The sequence below is a fragment of the Stenotrophomonas sp. SKA14 genome (genome assembly GCF_000158575.1).
In the GTDB taxonomy this organism is placed as follows: domain Bacteria; phylum Pseudomonadota; class Gammaproteobacteria; order Xanthomonadales; family Xanthomonadaceae; genus Stenotrophomonas; species Stenotrophomonas forensis.
Window position 1 is genome coordinate 3,291,351 of sequence record NZ_DS999412.1, and the last position, 17,787, is coordinate 3,309,137.

Genomic DNA, 17,787 nt, shown 5'->3' on the forward strand with positions numbered 1-17,787 from the left:
TGGCAATGCAGTAGGGAAAACGAAATCAGATTTGCAGCAGCAGATGGAAAAAGAGGAACGGGAATCAGCTTCCTCGTTCCTCTTTGCCCGGCCCGCGTCAGGCGCGGTAGTTCGGCGGCTCTTTGGTGATCGTCACGTCGTGGACGTGGCTCTCACGCTGGCCGGCGCCGCTGATCTTGACGAACTTGGGCTTGCTGCGCATGTCTTCGATGGTGGCGCAGCCCACGTAGCCCATGGTGGCGCGCAGGCCGCCCATCAGCTGGTGGATGATGCCGCCCACCGGGCCGCGGTACGGCACGCGACCTTCGATGCCTTCCGGCACCAGCTTGTCGGCGGTGGCGGCGTCCTGGAAGTAGCGGTCCTTCGACCCCTTCTCCATGGCAGCCAGCGAACCCATGCCGCGGTAGCTCTTGTACGAACGGCCCTGGTACAGCTCGGTCTCGCCCGGCGATTCCTCGGTACCGGCCAGCAGGCCGCCGACCATGATGGTCGAGGCACCGGCGGCCAGCGCCTTGCCGATGTCGCCCGAGTAGCGGATGCCACCGTCGGCGATCAGCGGGATACGGTCCTGCAGCGCTTCGGCCACCAGGTCGATCGCGGTGACCTGCGGCACGCCAACGCCGGCGACGACGCGCGTGGTGCAGATCGAGCCCGGGCCGATGCCGACCTTCACTGCATCCGCGCCGCTGTCCAGCAGCGCCAGTGCGGCTTCGCCGGTGCAGATGTTGCCACCGATGACCTGCACGTTCGGGAAGTTCTTCTTGACCCAGCTGACGCGGTCCAGCACGCCCTGCGAGTGGCCGTGCGCGGTATCGACCACGATCACGTCCACGCCGGCGGCGACCAGCGCTTCCACGCGGCGATCGGTATCGCCACCCACGCCGACGGCAGCGCCGACCAGCAGGCGGGTCGACAGATCCTTGGCAGCATTCGGGAAGTCGGTGTTCTTCTGGATGTCCTTGACGGTGATCAGGCCACGCAGTTCGAACGAATCATTGACCACCAGCACCTTTTCGATGCGGTTGCGGTGCAGCAGCTGCAGCACTTCGTCGGAGGCGGCGCCTTCCTTGACCGTGATCAGGCGATCCTTCTTGGTCATGATGTGGCGGACCGGATCGTCCAGCTCGGTCTCGAAGCGCATATCGCGGTGGGTCACGATGCCGGCCAGCAGGCCGTCGCTGCCCACCACCGGCACGCCGGAGATGTTGTGCGCCTGGGTCAGGGCCAGCACGTCGCGGATGGTGGTTTCCGGGCCGACGGTGATCGGGTCGCGGATGACACCGGCCTCGAACTTCTTGACCTTGGCCACTTCCGCGGCCTGCTGTTCCAGACTGAGATTCTTGTGGATGATGCCCATGCCGCCGAGCTGTGCCATGGCGATGGCCAGGCGGGCTTCGGTGACGGTATCCATGGCTGCGGACAGGATCGGAAGCTTCAGCTTCAGGTCGCGAGTCAACCGCGTTTCGAGGTTGACGTCCTTGGGCAGGATGGTCGAGTGGGCGGGGACGAGCGAGACGTCGTCGTAAGTGAGTGCTTCAGCCTGGATGCGCAGCATCGGCATACCCGAGATGTGGGGAAGCGCGACATTTTACCCTGTTTTCGCGCCCTGTGGCAGGGGGTAGATGCGACGCAGTGTCGCGCAGGCGGCGATCCATTCAGGGGCCGCACCAAAGCAGGTAGTGCCGGCCGCTGGCCGGCAACCTCATGAACCTTCGGACGGCTAACCGGGTTGCCGGCCAGCGGCCGGCACTACCAGTCAGCTCAGCGCTTCGGCCGCTTCCAACGTGTTCTGCATCAACGTGGCCACGGTCATCGGGCCCACGCCACCCGGCACCGGGGTGATCCAGCTGGCCCGCTGGGCCGCCGCTTCAAACCCAACATCGCCCACCAACCGGCCGTCGTCCAACCGGTTGATGCCCACATCGATCACCACCGCGCCCGGCTTCACCCACTCGCCCGGCACGATGCCCGGGCGGCCCACCGCCACCACCAGGACGTCGGCGTTGCGCACGGCCTGTTCCAGCACGTCCTTGGGGGTGAACTTGTGGCAGCTGGTGACGGTGCAGCCGGCAATCAGCAGCTCCAGGCCCATCGGGCGGCCGACGTGGTTGCTCACGCCCACAATGGTGGCGTTGCGGCCGCGCACCGGCTGGTCGGTGTGGCCCAGCAGCGTGGTGATGCCGCGCGGGGTGCAGGGGCGCAGGCCGAACTCGCGCAGGGCCAGGTGGCCGACGTTTTCCGGATGGAAGCCGTCCACATCCTTGCGCGGGTCGATGCGCTGGATCAGCCGGCGCGCGTCGGGGATGCCCGGCAGCGGCAGCTGGATCAGGATGCCGTTGATCTTCGGGTCGGCGTTGAGCTGGTCGATCAGGTCGAGCAGCTCGGCTTCGGTGGTGCCGGCCGGCAGATCGTAGTCATGCGCTTCGATGCCGACCTTCTCGGCGGCACGGCGCTTGTTGCGCACGTACACGGTCGAGGCCGGGTCGCCACCGACCAGCACCACGGCCAGGCCCGGACGGCTGCCACCGGCGGCCACGCGGGCGTCGACGCGCACCTTCAGGCTGTCGAGCAGGTCCTCGGCGATACGGCGGCCATCGAGGATGCGGGCAGGAAGCTGGGGGGCGGAATCGGTCATCGGGAGCGGGCGTGGGGCGGCGGGGACGCTATTGTCCCCGATTCAGGCCCCCTCGCCCACCGCCGCACGTCGACACCGCGCCTCGGTAGTGCCGGCCGCTGGCCGGCAACCTCATGACGTCGGAACGTTTCCGTATCTGCCGGTAGTGCCGGCCGCTGGCCGGCAACCTCATGGCGTCGGAACGTTTCCGTATCTGCCGGCCAGCGGCCGGCACGACCGGGGCTACTCTTCCTCTTCCGGCACGTCCTGCGGGTTCAGCGTCTTGCTCGCGCGCTTCGGTGCGGTAAACGGGGTCGGCGTCGGTACGCCCTGCGGGCTGTTGCCGTAGATCATCCGTGCGCCGGCATTCAAACCGCCACCAGCAATCTCCAGCTCGAAGCGCTCGGCATCGCGGCGGCGGATCTGCTCTGCAATCTCGATCGCGTCATCCTCGTCCGCACCCAGTTCCACCAGTGCGGCCTGGCCGAACAGCACCGCCGACTCAAACGTCTCGCGGATCTGGAAATCGACACCGGCATGGATCAGCCGCAGCGAATGCTCGCGGTCGAACGAGCGCACCATCAGCTTGGCCTGCGGGAATTCATGCGCCACCAGTTCAACGATGCGGTCGGCGGCCTCGGCCTTGTCCACGCACACCGCGATCGCACGTGCGGTCGCGGCACCCGAGGCATGCAGCACGTCCAGACGCGTGCCATCGCCGTAGTAGATCTTGAAACCGAACCGCGCCGCGCTCTGGATCATCTCCACATCGTTGTCGATGATGGTTACGTCCACGTCGCGCGCCAGCAGCGACTGGCTGGCAACCTGGCCGAAGCGACCGAAGCCGATCAGCAGCACGCTGCCGGACAGGCCATCGGCCTCGTCCACGCCGTCCATGTTCACCGTCGGCTTCGGTGCCACGCGCTTGTAGACCAGCACCACCAGCGGAGTCAGCGCCATCGACAGCACCACCACGGCGGTGAAGTTGGCATTGATCTCCAGGTCGATCACGCCGGCCGATGCAGCGGCGGAGAACAGCACGAAGGCGAACTCGCCGCCCTGCGCCATCAGCACGCCACGGTCCAGCGCCTGCGCGTGATCGCTGCCCATGATGCGCGCCACCACGTAGATGCACAGCGCCTTGGCCGCCATCAACGCCAGCACCAGGCCGAGGATCAGCTGCCAGTGCGCGGCCACCACGCTCAGGTCCAGCGCCATGCCCACGCTGAGGAAGAACAGGCCGAGCAGGATGCCGCGGAACGGTTCGATGTCCGCTTCGATCTGGTGGCGGAAGGTCGACTCGCTCAGCAGCACGCCGGCCAGGAACGCGCCCATCGCCATCGACAGGCCGGACAGCTGCATCAGCAGCGCCGCACCCAGCACCACCAGCAGCGCGGCGGCGGTCATCACCTCGCGCGCCTTCGATTCGGCCAGCACCCGGAACAAGGGATTGAGCAGGAAGCGGCCGACCAGCACCAGACCGACGATGGCGCCGACACCGATTGCCACGGACAGCCAGCGCGACCCCTCGCCATCGGCGCTGCCCGCACTCGGCGCCATCCACGCCACCAGCGCCAGCAACGGCACGATCAGCAGGTCTTCGAACAGCAGGATCGAAACGATCTTCTGGCCAGAGGGCAGCGCGATGTCACCGCGCTCGGCCAGCAGCTGCATCACCACCGCGGTGGAGGTGAGCACGAAGCCGGTGGCGCCGATGAAGGCGACCTGCCAGGGGAAGCCGAACAGCTTGGCGATGCTGGTCAGCACCAGCGCACAGGTGGCGATCTGCAGCGTGCCCAGCCCGAAGATTTCCTTGCGCAGGCTCCACAGGTGCGAGGGCCGCATTTCCAGGCCGATCACGAACAGAAACATCACCACGCCGAGCTCGGCGGTATGCAGGATCGCCTGCGGGTCGGAGAACCAGCCCAGCCCGAACGGTCCGATCGCCAGGCCAGCGGCGAAGTAGCCCAGCACCGAGCCCAGGCCGGCCCGGCGGAACAAAGGCACCATCACCACCGCCGCACCCAACAGGGCCACGACCTTGACCAGCTCGCTGGTCGCTGCTTCTACCGCCATGCGGTGCTTTCCCCAAGATCCAGAATCGGGTTCAACAATAGAGCAATGCCGATGACGGCAATAGCACGCATGTTGCGCCGGATTGTCTTGGAGGTGGAACGATGTGGGGACTGACCCCGAGCATCATCCCGAAACCATGCACACGCCTCGACAGGTGCCAACCACGCCCCCGCCTCGGCGGGTGCCAACCTTGCACCCGCTTCGGTAGGTGCCAACCTTGGTTGGCACGAGAGTGCCGACCAAGGTCGGCATCCACGGGTGCATTCCCCGGCCGGGTTCACCCACCCCGACAGAACGCGGCGTAATCGATGTACCCCGGGAACAGCACCCCCGGCGCGCACACCGGGCACTGCGGGTCCGGCCGGATGCCGGATCCCGAAACCATGCATCCGCTTCGGTAGGTGCCAACCTTGGTTGGCACGAGAGCGCCGACCAAGGTCGGCATCCACCGGTGCATTCCCCGGCCGGGTTCACCCACCCCGGCAAAACGCTGTGTAATCGATATACCCCGGGAACGGCACCCCCGGCGCACACACCGGGCACTGCGGGTCCGGCCGGATGCCGGTCTCGCGGAAGCGCATGCCCAGCGCATCGAAGCGCAGCAGGCGCCCCACCAGCGGTTCACCGATACCCAGCTGCAGCTTCAGCACCTCGGTGGCCTGCAGCACCCCGGCCAGCCCAGGCAGTACGCCCAGCACGCCGGCCTCGGAACAGTTCGGCGCGAACTCCGGCGGCGGCGGCTCGGGGAACAGGCAGCGGTAGCACGGCGCCACGCCACGCTGGCGGCCGGCGTCAAACACGCTGACCTGGCCGTCAAAGCGCTCGATGGCGGCGTACACCAGCGGCTTGGCGTGCTTGATGCAGGCGTCGTTGAGCAGGTAGCGCAGCGGGAAGTTGTCCGAGCCGTCCAGCACCACGTCCACGCCGTCCAGCAGCGCGTCCACGTTCTCGGAGGTGACGCGCTCGGGCACCGCTTCGACCTCGATCGACGGGTTCAGCGCCAGCAACCGCTCACGTGCGGAATCGACCTTGAGCTGGCCGACACTGGCCTCGGTATGCACGATCTGCCGGTGCAGGTTGCTGCGCTCCACACGGTCATGGTCGGCAAAGCGCAGGTGCCCTACCCCGGCCGCAGCCAGATAGAAGCCGGCCGGTGCGCCCAACCCGCCCGCGCCCAGCACCAGCACGCGCGACTGCTGCAGGCGGCGTTGACCCACCTCGCCCACCTGCGGCAGCAGCAGATGGCGCGAATAGCGGTCGTAGAAGTCGCGGTCGGCCGCGCTGGTCAGCGGCTGCACCAGTGGCAGCACCTGCTCGCGCCAGGCCACGGTACCGCCCGTCACGGAAGCGACGTTGGCATACCCGGCCTCCTGCAGGAACTGCGCGGCATCGGCCGAGCGCTTGCCGCTCTGGCAGATCAGCAGGATTTCCTGGTCGTGACGCGGCAGGTACGCGGCCGGATCGGCCTGCAGCTCGCCCCTGGCCACGCCACGCGCGCCCTCGGCCATGCCCCCGGCCCGTTCGTGCGCCTCGCGCACATCGATCAGCACGGCGCCGTGGGCCAGGCGCTCGCGCGCCTGCGCGGGGGAAAGCTCTCGGATGCTCATGGCCGCATTATCGCGCAGGTGCCGCCAGGCCGCCTTGACCGATATCCGCAAACGCGGGGGTAGTGCCGGCCGCTGGCCGACCACGCCATGAACGCGTCAGACTCCGCGAGGTTGCCGGCCAGCGGCCGGCACTACCGCAGATCACTTGCCCTTGACGTGCTTCATCAAGCGCCGCTTGGCCTTGACCTGCCGCTCGGTGAGGACGTTCTTCTTGCCCTCGTACGGGTTGGTACCCTCGCGGAAGATGAAGCTCACCGGGGTGCCGATCAGCTTGAAGCGCTTGCGGAAGAAGTTCTCCAGGTAGCGCTTGTACGATTCCTGCAGCTCCTTCAGGCGCGTGCCGTGCACGATGAAGGTCGGCGGGTTTGCGCCGGCCGGGTGCACGTAACGCAGCTTGGAGACGTGGCCGCGGATGGTCGGCGGCGGGTTGGTCTCGTACGCCACTTCCAGCGCCTTGTTCACTTCGCTGGTAGTGAAGGTCTTGTTGGCCGACTCGTGCGCGCGGTGCACGGCACGGAACAGCTCTCGCAGGCCCGAGCCATGCTTGGCCGAGATGCGCACCGATTCGGCCCACGGCACGAAGCCCAGCTTCAACGACAGCAGCGTCTCGGCCTGCTCGCGCTGGTACTCGGTCAGGCCATCCCACTTGTTGATGGCGATCACCAGCGCGCGGCCGGCGTCGAGCACGGCACCGAGCACGGTGGCGTCCTGGTCGGTCACGCCTTCGGTGGCATCCAGCATCAGCACGGCCACCTGGCACTGCTCGATCGACTGCATGGTCTTGACCACCGAGAACTTCTCGACGACCTCGTCCACGCGCGAGCGGCGGCGCAGGCCGGCGGTATCGATCAGGCGGTACTCGCGGCCGTCACGCTCCAGGTCCACCGCGATCGAGTCGCGGGTGGTGCCCGGCACGTCGGAAGCGATCATGCGCTCCTCGCCGAGGATGCGGTTGACCAGGGTCGACTTGCCCACGTTCGGGCGGCCGACGAAGGCGATGCGGATGCGGTTCGGATCGTTGTCCAGCTCTTCGCCGCTGCCTTCTTCGGGCAGGCGCTGGATCACTTCGTCCAGCAGGTCGTCCAAGCCCTGGCGATGCGCCGCCGAGACGGTCAGCATCTCGCCGAAGCCGTAACGGGCGAATTCCGAACGCACGCTGTCCTCGTCGGTGCCGTCGATCTTGTTGATCAGCAGCAGCGTCGGGCGCGACAGCTTGCGCAGCCAGGCCAGGATCTCGTCGTCCATCGCCGACGTACCCTCACGGGCGTCGACCACGAACAGGATCAGGTCCGCTTCCGCCGCAGCGGCGCGGGCCTGGCGGGTGGTGGCACCGGCCAGACCCTCTTCCTCTTCCGCGATACCGCCGGTGTCGACGACGAGGAAATGATTGTCCTCGTCCAGACGGCAGACACCGTAGTTGCGGTCGCGGGTGACGCCGGGCTGGTCATGGACCAGCGCGTCACGGGTGCGCGTCAGCGCATTGAAAATAGTCGACTTGCCGACATTCGGCCGTCCAACCAGGGCGACCAAAGGCAGCATCGCGATTACTCCAATTTTTAATTTGCCAACCGGAAGGCGGTCAGCTTGCCATCAACGTTCTGCACCAGCAGCACCCCGTCTGCGACGACCGGCTGGGCCAGCAGGGCGTCACCGCCGCTCTTCGCCCGTGCCGCCATCGCACCATCGGAGGTCTTCAACCAGTGCACGTATCCCTTGTAGTCACCGACGACCACGTAATCACCCTGCAGCACCGGGCCGGTCAGCGAACGACGCGCCAGCTCGGTCTGCGACCACATCGCCGCGCCGGTCGCCTTGTCCAGGCCGAACACGCCGCCCTTGTTGTCGGTGACGAACACATTGCCCGACGACACCGCCACGCCACCGGCACCGCCATGGTCGCGCGCCCACAGCGGGCGACCGGTCGGGCCTTCGATGGCCATGGTCTGGTTCTTGAAGCTGCTCACGTAGAGGGTGTTGCCCTCCAGTACCGGAGCACCGTCAACGTCGGCCATGCGCTCAAGCTCGGTACGGCCTTCGCCGTTGCCGATGTTCTGTTCCCACAGGGTGCGGCCATCCTGCTGGGCCAGGGCCGCAACCGCGCCCTCGTCCTTGCCGATGAACAGCACGCCCGGGCCGGTGACCACCGGCGCGTTGCCGCGCACGGTCAGCGCCGGCAGTTCGCTCGGGTTGAACCACTTCTGGGTGCCGTTGCCGGCATCGAAGGCGGTCACGCGGCCATCGTTGCTGCGCACGAACACCAGGCCCTGGGCCACGGCCGGAGCAGCAATCACTTCACCCGGAACACGGGCGCGCCACTTCTCGCTGCCGTCGTTGATGTCCAGGGCAATGACCTGGCCATCCAGCGTGCCGATCACGACCAGGTTCTCACCGACACCCGGGCCGCCGGACAGGCGCAGCTTCGGCTTCTTCTTTTCTTTCTTCGGCTCCCAGGTCCAGACCTTCTTGCCGGTCTGCAGGTCGATGGCGTGCACGCCACCGGTGATTGCCGCAGCGAACACGTGGCCGTTGGCCACCGCCGGGCCCTGGCGCACGCCGATGCGGCGCTCGCCCTTGCCGAGGTTGACCGACCAGGCCTTGTTGACCTTGACGCTCGGTTCGAACTTGACCAGTTCAGCCGGCTCCTGGGCCTTCTTCGCTGCTGCGTCCTTGCCGGCGAACCAGCCCTTCACGGTGCTGCAGCCGGTCAGGGCCATGCCCATCAGGAGCACGGTGGCGACGCGGGTGATCATGACCTTCTGACTCATCAAACCGACTCCGCAGGGGCGGCGACCGTGCCGCCAGCATCCATAACCTTGGTTTCCAGCAGGCGCCGCTGCGGCGCTGCCACGTCCAGCGATTTCAGCGCCTTCTCGTACTGTGCACGGGCGTCGTCACGCTTGCCCTGCGCCATCAGCGCATCGCCATGGATTTCCAGGCTGCTGCTGTCGGCGGCGCTGCCCAGCAGCTTGATCGCCTCGTCGCTCTTGCCGGTGGCCACCAGCAGGCGGGCCACGCGCTGGTCGACCACGCGCTGCAGGTCACCTTCGACCTTCACGCCGCGCAGGGTGGCCAGCGCCTCTTCATTCTTGCCGGCGTCAACCTGGGCCTTGGCCAGCTGCAGCGCCGCGAGGTCGCCGTAGATGCTGGACGGGCCGGCTTCAAGCGCCTTCACGGCCTTGGAGGCATCGTCGAGCTTGTTCTGCTGCAGGCCGAGGAGCGCCTTCTGGTACTCGACATTGGCCGAGGCCAGCTTGCCGCCCTGATCCTTCTGGTACCACTGCCAGCCGGCGATGGCACCGATGGCGATGACCACGCCACCAAGGATGCTGGCGCCATTCTTCCGCAGCCAGCTGCGGACGCGTTCACTTTGTTCGTGCTCGTCGAGCAGATCGTCGATCGCCATGCGTACTCTCGCCCCGCCCATCGGGAGGGACCATTGGGTTTAATCGAAGGTGGTGAAACCGCGCCTCAGTGCGAAACCGGGACTACGGAGCCTTCAGAGGATACCTGAAAGCGTGCCACGTTGGCTCGCTGGTAGGGGGTCAGATCGACGATAGCGCCGTTCTGCTGAACCTGGACCGCCGAGGCGTTGCCCAGGGTCACCCGGGTCACCTGGCCCGGGGTGAAGCTGCGGCTTTCGCCGGACTTGATCAGCGCCTTCTCGACGGTGGCACCATCCGGGCCGCCAATATCGACCCAGCTGTCGCCGCTGAACCGCATGTCCAGCGTGTTGGCGGCGGCCGGCGCCGGGGCCGAACGCGGCACCGGGGCCAGCGAGGCCACGTACGGGGTCGCGGCCGGCTTGCTGGCCGGGGCGCTCGCCACGTCAACCGGGGCGGCCGGCTCGACGCCTGCGGCGGACGGAGCCACCGGCACGGCGGCCGGGATCGCGTCCAGCGAGGCGGTGTTCGGCGACGGCGTGGCACTGCCGTCGAAGTGGCCACGGGTGGCGAACCACACCGGCACGGCCAGGACCGCGGTGATGCCGACATAGAGCATGCGCCGACCGAGGTTCTCGGCAATGCGGCGCGCGCGCGGGGTATGGGTATGGCTGACCAGGGTGGGCGGAACCACCGGGCCGACCTGGGCCTGCTCCAGCAACTGGCTCACATCCACGTTGAGCAGGCGCGCATAGCTGCGCAACTGGCCACGCACGAACACCGGCGCGCCGAGCTTCTGCCATTGTTCCTCTTCCAGCGACTTGACCACCTGGACCGGCATGCGCAGGCGCGTGCCGACATCCTCGAGGGTCAGTCCGGCCGCTTCGCGGGCCTGGCGCAGGCGGGTGCCGCAGCCGGCCGCAGTCTCGAGAGCGCTCACAGTCTGGTCATCAATCACAATGCATCAACCCTGGAGTTAGGAGCCCGCTTCCTGCGGAAATTCCTGTCGAATCCGCTGGAGATAGCGATCAGATGCCGCCCGATCGCCCAGCCGCGCTTCGATTTGAGACGCAAGTTGTAACACGGAACGCGTTGCGGGTGCAGCCGCAATCCTACGTTCGGCGAAGGCCCGGGCCTCCATGTAACGGCCCTGGCGGAAGCTGAGCTGGGCCATCGCCTCGAGTGCGACCGGGTTGTCAGGCAGTGTCGTCAGCGCCGCGCGAAGGTCGCGTTCGGCACGTTCGAACTGGCCGGCATCCAGTGCGCAGCCGCCCGCATTGGCCTGTGCCTCGGCTGGCGTGGCATAGCCCGGCGCCTGCAGCGCGCGGTCGAACCAGACCAGTGACTCGGCCGGCCGGCCCTGCTGGCACAGCCAGGCACCGTAATTGTTGAGGATGTCGCCGCGCTGCGGCGCCAGTTCGGCGGCCCTGCGGAAGCTCTCGCCGGCCTGCGGGGTGCGGCCACGGCGCTCGTCGATGCCGGCCAGCAGCACCAGCGCGTCCGGAGCCTCCGGCGCCAGCTTCTGCGCCTCACGGGCCTTGCGCTCGGCCGCATCGAGGTTGCCGACCTGCATGTCGCGGGCGGCCAGCGCGAGCAGATCCTGCCAGCGCACCTGACGGCGGACGTTGTCCGGATCGCGGACCGAGTACACCGGCGCCAGGCTGGGGCCCAGCTTGGCCTTGGGTTGGGATTTGCAGCCGCCGACCGAGAGGGCCAGCACGCCTGCGAACAGGGCCAGCCAGAGGCGGTCAGGCCGCGGCATCGCTCCCCTTCCCCGCCTGCAGCGTCTTGTTGAACTCCGCCTGGCGGCGGGTGCGGTCCATCACCTGGCCCTTGAGCTGGCCACAGGCGGCGTCGATGTCGTCGCCACGGGTGCGCCGGACCATGGTCAGCACGTTGCTGTCGAGCAGGATCTTCTGGAAGGCACGGATGTGCGCTTCTTCCGACCGCTCGTAGCGGGTGCCCGGGAACGGGTTGAACGGAATCAGGTTGACCTTGCCCGAATCCTTGGCCTGCACCGCATTGTCGAACTGGCGCATCAGGCGGGCCAATTCACGGGCATGCTCGGGCTTGTCGTTGATACCCTTCATCAGGGTGTATTCGAAGGTCACCGATTCGCGGCGCTTGTTGGCGCGCAGGTAGCGCGCGCACGAGGCCATCAGCTCGGCGATCGGGTACTTCTTGTTGAGCGGCACCAGGGTCTCGCGCAGCGCATCGTTGGGCGCATGCAGCGACACCGCCAGCGACACGTCGCTTTCGGCGGACAGGCGGTCGATCTGCGGCACCAGGCCGGAGGTGGACAGGGTCACGCGCTTGTTGGCCAGGCCGTAGCCCAGGTCGTCGCGCATCACGCTCATCGCGCGCACGACGTTGTCGAAATTCATCAGCGGCTCGCCCATGCCCATCATCACCACGTTGGTGAGGCGGCGCATCTGGTGCGGCACGTTGCCCAGGTGGCGTGCGGCAACCCACACCTGGCCGATGATCTCGGCGGTGGTCAGGTTGCGGTTGAAGCCCTGGGTGGCGGTGGAGCAGAACGTGCAGTTCAGCCCGCAACCGACCTGCGAGGACACGCACAGCGTGCCGCGGGTCTTGTCGGGGATGTACACGGTCTCGATGGCGTTCTTGCCATCCACGCCCATCGCCAGCAGCCACTTGTGGGTGCCGTCGGCGGAGGGCTTGTCGAACACGATGTTCGGAACCAGCACCTCGGCATGGGCCTGCAGCTTGGCGCGCAGGACCTTGCCGAGGTCGGTCATTTCATCGAAGTCGGTGACGTAGCGATGGTGGATCCACTTCATCACCTGATGGGCACGGAACTTCTTTTCGCCGAGAACCTCGACGAAAAATTTCTCCAGGCCCGCGCGATCGAGGTCGAGCAGGTTCTGCTTGCCAGCCGTGGGTGCCGACTTCGGCAGCGGCTGGATGGCGGGGGACTGTACGACCTCGTTCACGGCATTACTCTCAGCGCGAAACGACTTCGGTGGCGGCGAAGAAGTAGGCGATTTCAATCGCGGCATTCTCGACCGAGTCCGAGCCGTGGGCGGCGTTGGCATCGATGGATTCGGCGAAGTCGGCGCGGATGGTGCCCGCAGCGGCTTCCTTCGGGTTGGTGGCGCCCAGCAGGTCGCGGTGGGCCAGGACGGCGTTCTCGCCTTCCAGGGCCTGGATCATCACCGGGCCGGAGATCATGAACTCGACCAGCGCGTTGAAGAACGGACGCTCGCGGTGCACGGCGTAGAAGCCTTCGGCTTCACGGCGCGACAGCTGCTTGTACTTGGCGGCCACGACCTTCAGGCCGGCCTTCTCGAAGCGGGCGTAGATTTCGCCGATGACGTTCTTGGCAACGGCGTCCGGCTTGATGATCGAAAGGGTGCGCTCCAGCGCCATGGGATGTCTCCAATGGAATCGGGCCGCTGATGGCCCGAAGGGTAACATGAAAAAAACCCGCGTCGGGACGCGGGCTTAGCCTGATAAACGTAGGCGAATTGTAAAAGATAAAGCGCTGGCGTGGTAGTGCCGGCCGCTGGCCGGCAGGCTGGCGCCCGCCGGGCTGCCCACGGTTGCCGGCCAGCGGCCGGCACTACCCTTTGCGCCCATTCACCCACCTGAGCGGATTCTGACCGCTCCGGGCATTTTTGCTGCACTGCAAAATGCCATACGCTACCGTCTGGTTCTAGTATCAAACAATCGTTTGATTAAGGTCCGCCCGCCGATGGCCAAGCCCGCCCACTTCTCGACCAAGGACCGCATCCTCGGTGCCGCCGAGGAGCTGTTTGCCCAGCACGGCTTCGCCGGCACTTCGCTGCGCCAGGTGACCAGCCAGGCCGACGTCAACATCGCAGCGGTCAATTACCACTTCGGCTCCAAGGAAAACCTGGTCAACGAGGTGTTCCGCCGCCGCATGGACGAGATGACCGGCGCCCGCCTGGCCCAGCTCGAGCGCGCCCGCAGCGAACATCCCGGGCAGCTGCGCCCGGTGCTGGCCGCCTTCGTCGAGCCGGCGCTGGCGCTGGCCCAGGACCGCCAGAACGGCGGCGCCTTCGTGCGCGTGATCGCGCGCGCCTACGCCGAGAAGAACGACAACCTGCGCAAGTTCCTGTCCGACCACTACGGCCACGTGCTGCGTGCGTTCGGCAAGGCGATTGCCGAATGCGCGCCCGACCTGAGCAAGGAAGAGCTGTACTGGCGCCTGGACTTCCTGGCCGGCTCGCTCACCTATGCCATGGCCGACTTCGGTCTGATCAAGCGTCCCGCCGGTGTCACCGAAGCGGCGCATCGTGCCCATGCCGCCCACGAACTGATCCATTTCGCCGAAGCCGGGTTCCGCGCCGCCGCACGCGCCAGCGCCCTGCCCGCTTCCCCGTGATTCCACCGGGTGTGACCCACCCAGTAACTGCTGACCAACAAAGGCCCTACACCATGTCCAATTCCCTGCTAGTCCGCCGCGCCGCCGTGCTGGGTGCCGGCGTCATGGGTGCCCAGATCGCCGCCCACCTCACCAACGCTGGCGTCGACACCGTGCTGTTCGACCTGCCCGCCAAGGAAGGTCCGGCCGACGGCATCGTGCTGAAGGCGATCGCCAACCTGGGCAAGCTGAGTCCGGCGCCGCTGGCCAGCAAGTCGCTGGCCGAAGCGATCACCCCGGCCAACTACGAGTCCGGCCTGGAGCAGCTGAAGGACTGCGACCTGATCATCGAGGCCATCGCCGAGCGCATGGACTGGAAGCAGGACCTGTACAAGAAGATCGCCCCGTTCGTGGCCGACCACGCCGTGCTGGCTTCCAACACCTCGGGCCTGGGCATCAACAAGCTGGCCGACGTGCTGCCCGAGCAGCTGCGCCACCGCTTCTGCGGCGTGCACTTCTTCAACCCGCCGCGCTACATGCACCTGGCCGAGCTGATCCCGGCCACCACCACCGATGCCGCCGTGCTGGAAGGCCTGGAAGAATTCCTGGTCACCACCCTGGGCAAGGGCGTGGTGTACGCAAAGGACACCCCGAATTTCATCGGCAACCGCATCGGCGTGTTCTCGATCCTGTCCACCATCCACCACACCCAGCAGTTCGGCCTGGGCTTCGATGAAGTGGACGGCCTGACCGGCCCGCTGGTCGGCCGCCCGAAGTCGGCCACCTACCGCACCTCCGACGTGGTCGGCCTGGACACCATGGCCCACGTCATCAAGACCATGGGCGACACCCTGCCGAACGATCCGTGGCACGCGTTCTTCAAGTCGCCGAAGTGGCTGGACGCGCTGATCGCCAAGGGCGCGCTGGGCCAGAAGACCGGCGCCGGCATCTTCCGCAAGGTCGGCAAGGACATCGTGGTGCTGGACCTGGAGAAGCAGGACTACCGCCCGGCTGACCGCACCGCTGCACCGGAAGTGGTCGAGATCCTGAAGATCAGGAACCCGGCCGAGAAGTTCGCCAAGCTGCGCGAGAGCCAGCACCCGCAGGCGCAGTTCCTGTGGGCGACCTTCCGCGACCTGTTCCACTACAGCGCCTACCACCTGGCCGACATCGCCGAGACCGCGCGCGACGTCGACCTGGCCATCCGCTGGGGCTACGGCTGGTCGCTGGGCCCGTTCGAAACCTGGCAGGCCGCTGGCTGGAAGCAGGTCGCGCAGTGGATCGCCGATGACATCGTCGCCGGCAAGAGCATGAGCAACGCCCCGCTGCCGGACTGGGTGTTCGATGGCCGCGACGGCGTGCACGCCGCCGAGGGCAGCTACAGCCCGTCGCGCAACGCCAAGCTGCCGCGCTCGTCGCTGCCGGTGTATCAGCGCCAGCGCTTCCCGGATCCGCTGCTGGGCGAGACGTTCGCGCCGGGCGAGACCGTGTTCGAGAACGACGGCCTGCGCATGTGGCATGACGGCGACGGCATCGCCGTGGTCAGCTTCAAGACCAAGATGAACACCGTGTCCGACCAGGTGCTCGATGGCCTGCAGGAATGCGTCAGCCGCGCCGAGAAGGATTTCCAGGGCCTGGTGATCTGGCAGCAGAAGGAACCCTTCTCCGCCGGTGCCGACCTGGCCGGCGCGCTGGGCCTGCTGCAGGCCGGCAAGGTCGACCAGTTCGAAGAAATGGTCGCCAACTTCCAGCGCACCAGCCAGCGCATCAAGTACTCGCTGGTGCCGGTGGTGGCTGCCGTGCGCGGCCTGGCCCTGGGTGGCGGCTGCGAGTTCCAGATGCACAGCGCCAAGACCGTGGCCTTCCTGGAAAGCTACATCGGCCTGGTCGAGGCTGGCGTCGGCCTGCTGCCGGCCGGCGGTGGCCTGAAGGAACTGGCCGTGCGTGCCTCGCAGGCCGCCGGCCCGGGCGGTGACGTGTTCGCCGAACTGAAGAAGACCTTCGAGACCGTGGCGATGGCCAAGGTCTCCAACTCGGCGGTCAACGCCAAGGAACTGGGCCTGCTGCGCAGCACCGACAAGGTGGTGTTCAACAGCTACGAGGCGCTGCACATCGCCAAGGCCGAAGCCCGTGCGCTGGCCGAAGCGGGCTACCGTCCGCCGCTGCCGGCACGCCGCATCCAGGTCGCCGGTGACGTGGGTATCGCCACCTTCAAGATGATGCTGGTCAACATGCTGGAAGGCCGTTTCATCAGCCCGTATGACTACGAGATCGCCGAGCGCATCGCCACCGTGCTGTGCGGCGGCAAGGTCGACCGCGGCACCCTGGTCGACGAAGAGTGGCTGCTGACCCTGGAGCGCAAGCACTTCGTCGAACTGGCCCAGCAGGAAAAGACCCAGGCCCGCATCGCGCACATGCTGAAGACCGGCAAGCCGCTGCGGAACTGACGGAAGACATCGGTAGTGCCGGCCGCTGGCCGGCAACCTCTTCCAACCCCTATTCAAGAGATCACTGCAATGACCAAGCAAATCCAGGACGCCTACATCGTCGCCGCCACCCGCACCCCGGTTGGCAAGGCGCCCAAGGGCATGTTCCGCAACACCCGCCCCGACGACATGCTTGCGCACGTGCTGCGCAGCGTCGTCGCGCAGGCGCCGGGCGTGGACGTCAACCGCATCGATGACGCCATCATCGGCTGCGCCATGCCGGAAGCCGAGCAGGGCATGAACGTGGCTCGCATCGGCGTGCTGCTGGCCGGCCTGCCCAACACCATCGCCGCACAGACCGTGAACCGCTTCTGCTCCTCCGGCCTGCAGGCCGTGGCGCAGGCCGCCGACGCGATCCGCCTGGGCAACGCCGACCTGATGCTGGCCGGCGGCACCGAGTCGATGTCGATGGTGCCGATGATGGGCAACAAGATCGCGATGGCACCGAGCGTGTTCGACAACGACCACGTGGCCATCGCCTACGGCATGGGCATCACCGCCGAGAAGGTCGCCGAAGAATGGAAGGTCTCGCGCGAAGACCAGGATGCGTTCGCCCTCGCCTCGCACCAGAAGGCCATGGCCGCGATCCAGAACGGTGACTTCAAGGACGAGATCAGCCCGTACGAGATCGTCTCGCACCTGCCGGACCTGGCCGACGGCCAGCGCATCATCACCCGCAACAAGGTGGCCGACACCGACGAAGGCCCGCGCCCGGACTCCTCGGCCGAAGGCCTGGCCAAGCTGCGCCCGGTATTCCGCAACGGCCAGTTCGGCGGCACCGTCACTGCCGGCAACTCCTCGCAGATGAGCGATGGCGCCGGCGCCGTGCTGCTGGCTTCGGAGCAGGCGATCAAGGATTACGGCCTGACCCCGCTGGCGCGTTTCGTCAGCTTCTCGGTGGCCGGCGTGCGTCCGGAAGTGATGGGCATCGGCCCGATCGCCGCGATCCCGAAGGCACTGAAGCAGGCCGGCCTGACCCAGGACCAGCTGGACTGGATCGAGCTCAATGAAGCCTTCGCCGCGCAGTCGCTGGCGGTGATCCGCGATTGCGGCCTGGACCCGAGCAAGGTCAACCCGCTGGGCGGCGCGATCGCCCTGGGCCATCCGCTGGGCGCCACCGGCGCGATCCGCACCGCGACCCTGCTGCACGGCCTGCGTCGTCGCCAGCAGAAGTACGGCATGGTGACGATGTGCATCGGCACCGGCATGGGCGCGGCGGGCATTTTCGAGGCGCTGTAAGGTTCAAAGCATTGCCTCGTTGGGCTTCATGGCGTGG

General features: G+C 67.1%; 14 protein-coding genes. 3 read left to right on the plus strand and 11 right to left on the minus strand.

Features of this window, described 5'->3' with window-relative positions; genetic code table 11:
* Positions 1 to 97: 97 nt before the first annotated feature.
* From guaB to ndk, 11 genes are all read right to left on the minus strand, one after another.
* Complete coding sequence (gene guaB / locus SSKA14_RS14750) at positions 98 to 1,555, minus strand: IMP dehydrogenase (protein WP_005409308.1); 1,458 nt, start codon at positions 1,553 to 1,555, stop codon at positions 98 to 100.
* A 201-nt stretch (positions 1,556 to 1,756) separates the two neighbouring features.
* Positions 1,757 to 2,635 (minus strand): bifunctional methylenetetrahydrofolate dehydrogenase/methenyltetrahydrofolate cyclohydrolase FolD, encoded by an 879-nt coding sequence (gene folD / locus SSKA14_RS14755; RefSeq protein WP_008267526.1) that lies wholly within the window; start codon positions 2,633 to 2,635, stop codon positions 1,757 to 1,759.
* 222 nt (positions 2,636 to 2,857) lie between these two features.
* Entirely contained in the window at positions 2,858 to 4,690 is a 1,833-nt protein-coding gene (locus tag SSKA14_RS14760) for a monovalent cation:proton antiporter-2 (CPA2) family protein (RefSeq protein ID WP_008268587.1), read from the minus strand.
* 470 nt (positions 4,691 to 5,160) lie between these two features.
* Positions 5,161 to 6,315, minus strand: a complete 1,155-nt coding sequence (moeB, locus tag SSKA14_RS14770) for a molybdopterin-synthase adenylyltransferase MoeB (RefSeq protein ID WP_269724185.1) — start codon at positions 6,313 to 6,315, stop codon at positions 5,161 to 5,163.
* Between the two features lie 123 nt (positions 6,316 to 6,438).
* On the minus strand, positions 6,439 to 7,836 hold the full coding sequence (der, locus tag SSKA14_RS14775; RefSeq protein WP_008264979.1) for a ribosome biogenesis GTPase Der: 1,398 nt from the start codon (positions 7,834 to 7,836) through the stop codon (positions 6,439 to 6,441).
* Between the two features lie 17 nt (positions 7,837 to 7,853).
* Positions 7,854 to 9,062, minus strand: a complete 1,209-nt coding sequence (bamB, locus tag SSKA14_RS14780) for an outer membrane protein assembly factor BamB (protein ID WP_040007922.1) — start codon at positions 9,060 to 9,062, stop codon at positions 7,854 to 7,856.
* Positions 9,062 to 9,700 (minus strand): tetratricopeptide repeat protein, encoded by a 639-nt coding sequence (locus SSKA14_RS14785; protein WP_008267058.1) that lies wholly within the window; start codon positions 9,698 to 9,700, stop codon positions 9,062 to 9,064. Before SSKA14_RS14785 ends, bamB begins: the two co-directional genes overlap by 1 nt.
* A 65-nt stretch (positions 9,701 to 9,765) precedes the next feature.
* Positions 9,766 to 10,635 carry a RodZ domain-containing protein gene (locus SSKA14_RS14790; protein ID WP_040007924.1) on the minus strand — a complete coding sequence of 290 codons (870 nt, stop codon included), beginning with the start codon at positions 10,633 to 10,635 and terminating at the stop codon, positions 9,766 to 9,768.
* A gap of 18 nt (positions 10,636 to 10,653) precedes the next feature.
* A complete protein-coding gene (gene pilW, locus SSKA14_RS14795) occupies positions 10,654 to 11,439 on the minus strand; it encodes a type IV pilus biogenesis/stability protein PilW (protein WP_008268338.1) in 786 nt (261 codons plus the stop codon).
* The gene (rlmN, locus tag SSKA14_RS14800; RefSeq protein WP_005409296.1) at positions 11,426 to 12,631 is read right to left on the minus strand and encodes a 23S rRNA (adenine(2503)-C(2))-methyltransferase RlmN; all 1,206 of its coding nucleotides are present in this window, start codon (positions 12,629 to 12,631) and stop codon (positions 11,426 to 11,428) included. The genes pilW and rlmN overlap by 14 nt, the downstream gene beginning before the upstream one ends.
* Before the next feature lie 10 nt (positions 12,632 to 12,641).
* The gene (gene ndk, locus SSKA14_RS14805) at positions 12,642 to 13,067 is read right to left on the minus strand and encodes a nucleoside-diphosphate kinase (RefSeq protein ID WP_008265389.1); all 426 of its coding nucleotides are present in this window, start codon (positions 13,065 to 13,067) and stop codon (positions 12,642 to 12,644) included.
* A 325-nt stretch (positions 13,068 to 13,392) separates the two neighbouring features.
* Between ndk and SSKA14_RS14810 the strand changes: the two genes are divergently transcribed.
* The 3 genes from SSKA14_RS14810 to SSKA14_RS14820 all read left to right on the plus strand — a co-directional run bounded on the left by SSKA14_RS14810 (position 13,393) and on the right by SSKA14_RS14820 (position 17,750).
* Positions 13,393 to 14,046 (plus strand): TetR family transcriptional regulator, encoded by a 654-nt coding sequence (locus tag SSKA14_RS14810; RefSeq protein ID WP_006431024.1) that lies wholly within the window; start codon positions 13,393 to 13,395, stop codon positions 14,044 to 14,046.
* 53 nt (positions 14,047 to 14,099) lie between these two features.
* A complete protein-coding gene (locus tag SSKA14_RS14815; RefSeq protein ID WP_008267415.1) occupies positions 14,100 to 16,472 on the plus strand; it encodes a 3-hydroxyacyl-CoA dehydrogenase/enoyl-CoA hydratase family protein in 2,373 nt (790 codons plus the stop codon).
* Between the two features lie 69 nt (positions 16,473 to 16,541).
* On the plus strand, positions 16,542 to 17,750 hold the full coding sequence (locus SSKA14_RS14820) for an acetyl-CoA C-acyltransferase (RefSeq protein ID WP_006431022.1): 1,209 nt from the start codon (positions 16,542 to 16,544) through the stop codon (positions 17,748 to 17,750).
* Positions 17,751 to 17,787 lie beyond the last annotated feature (37 nt).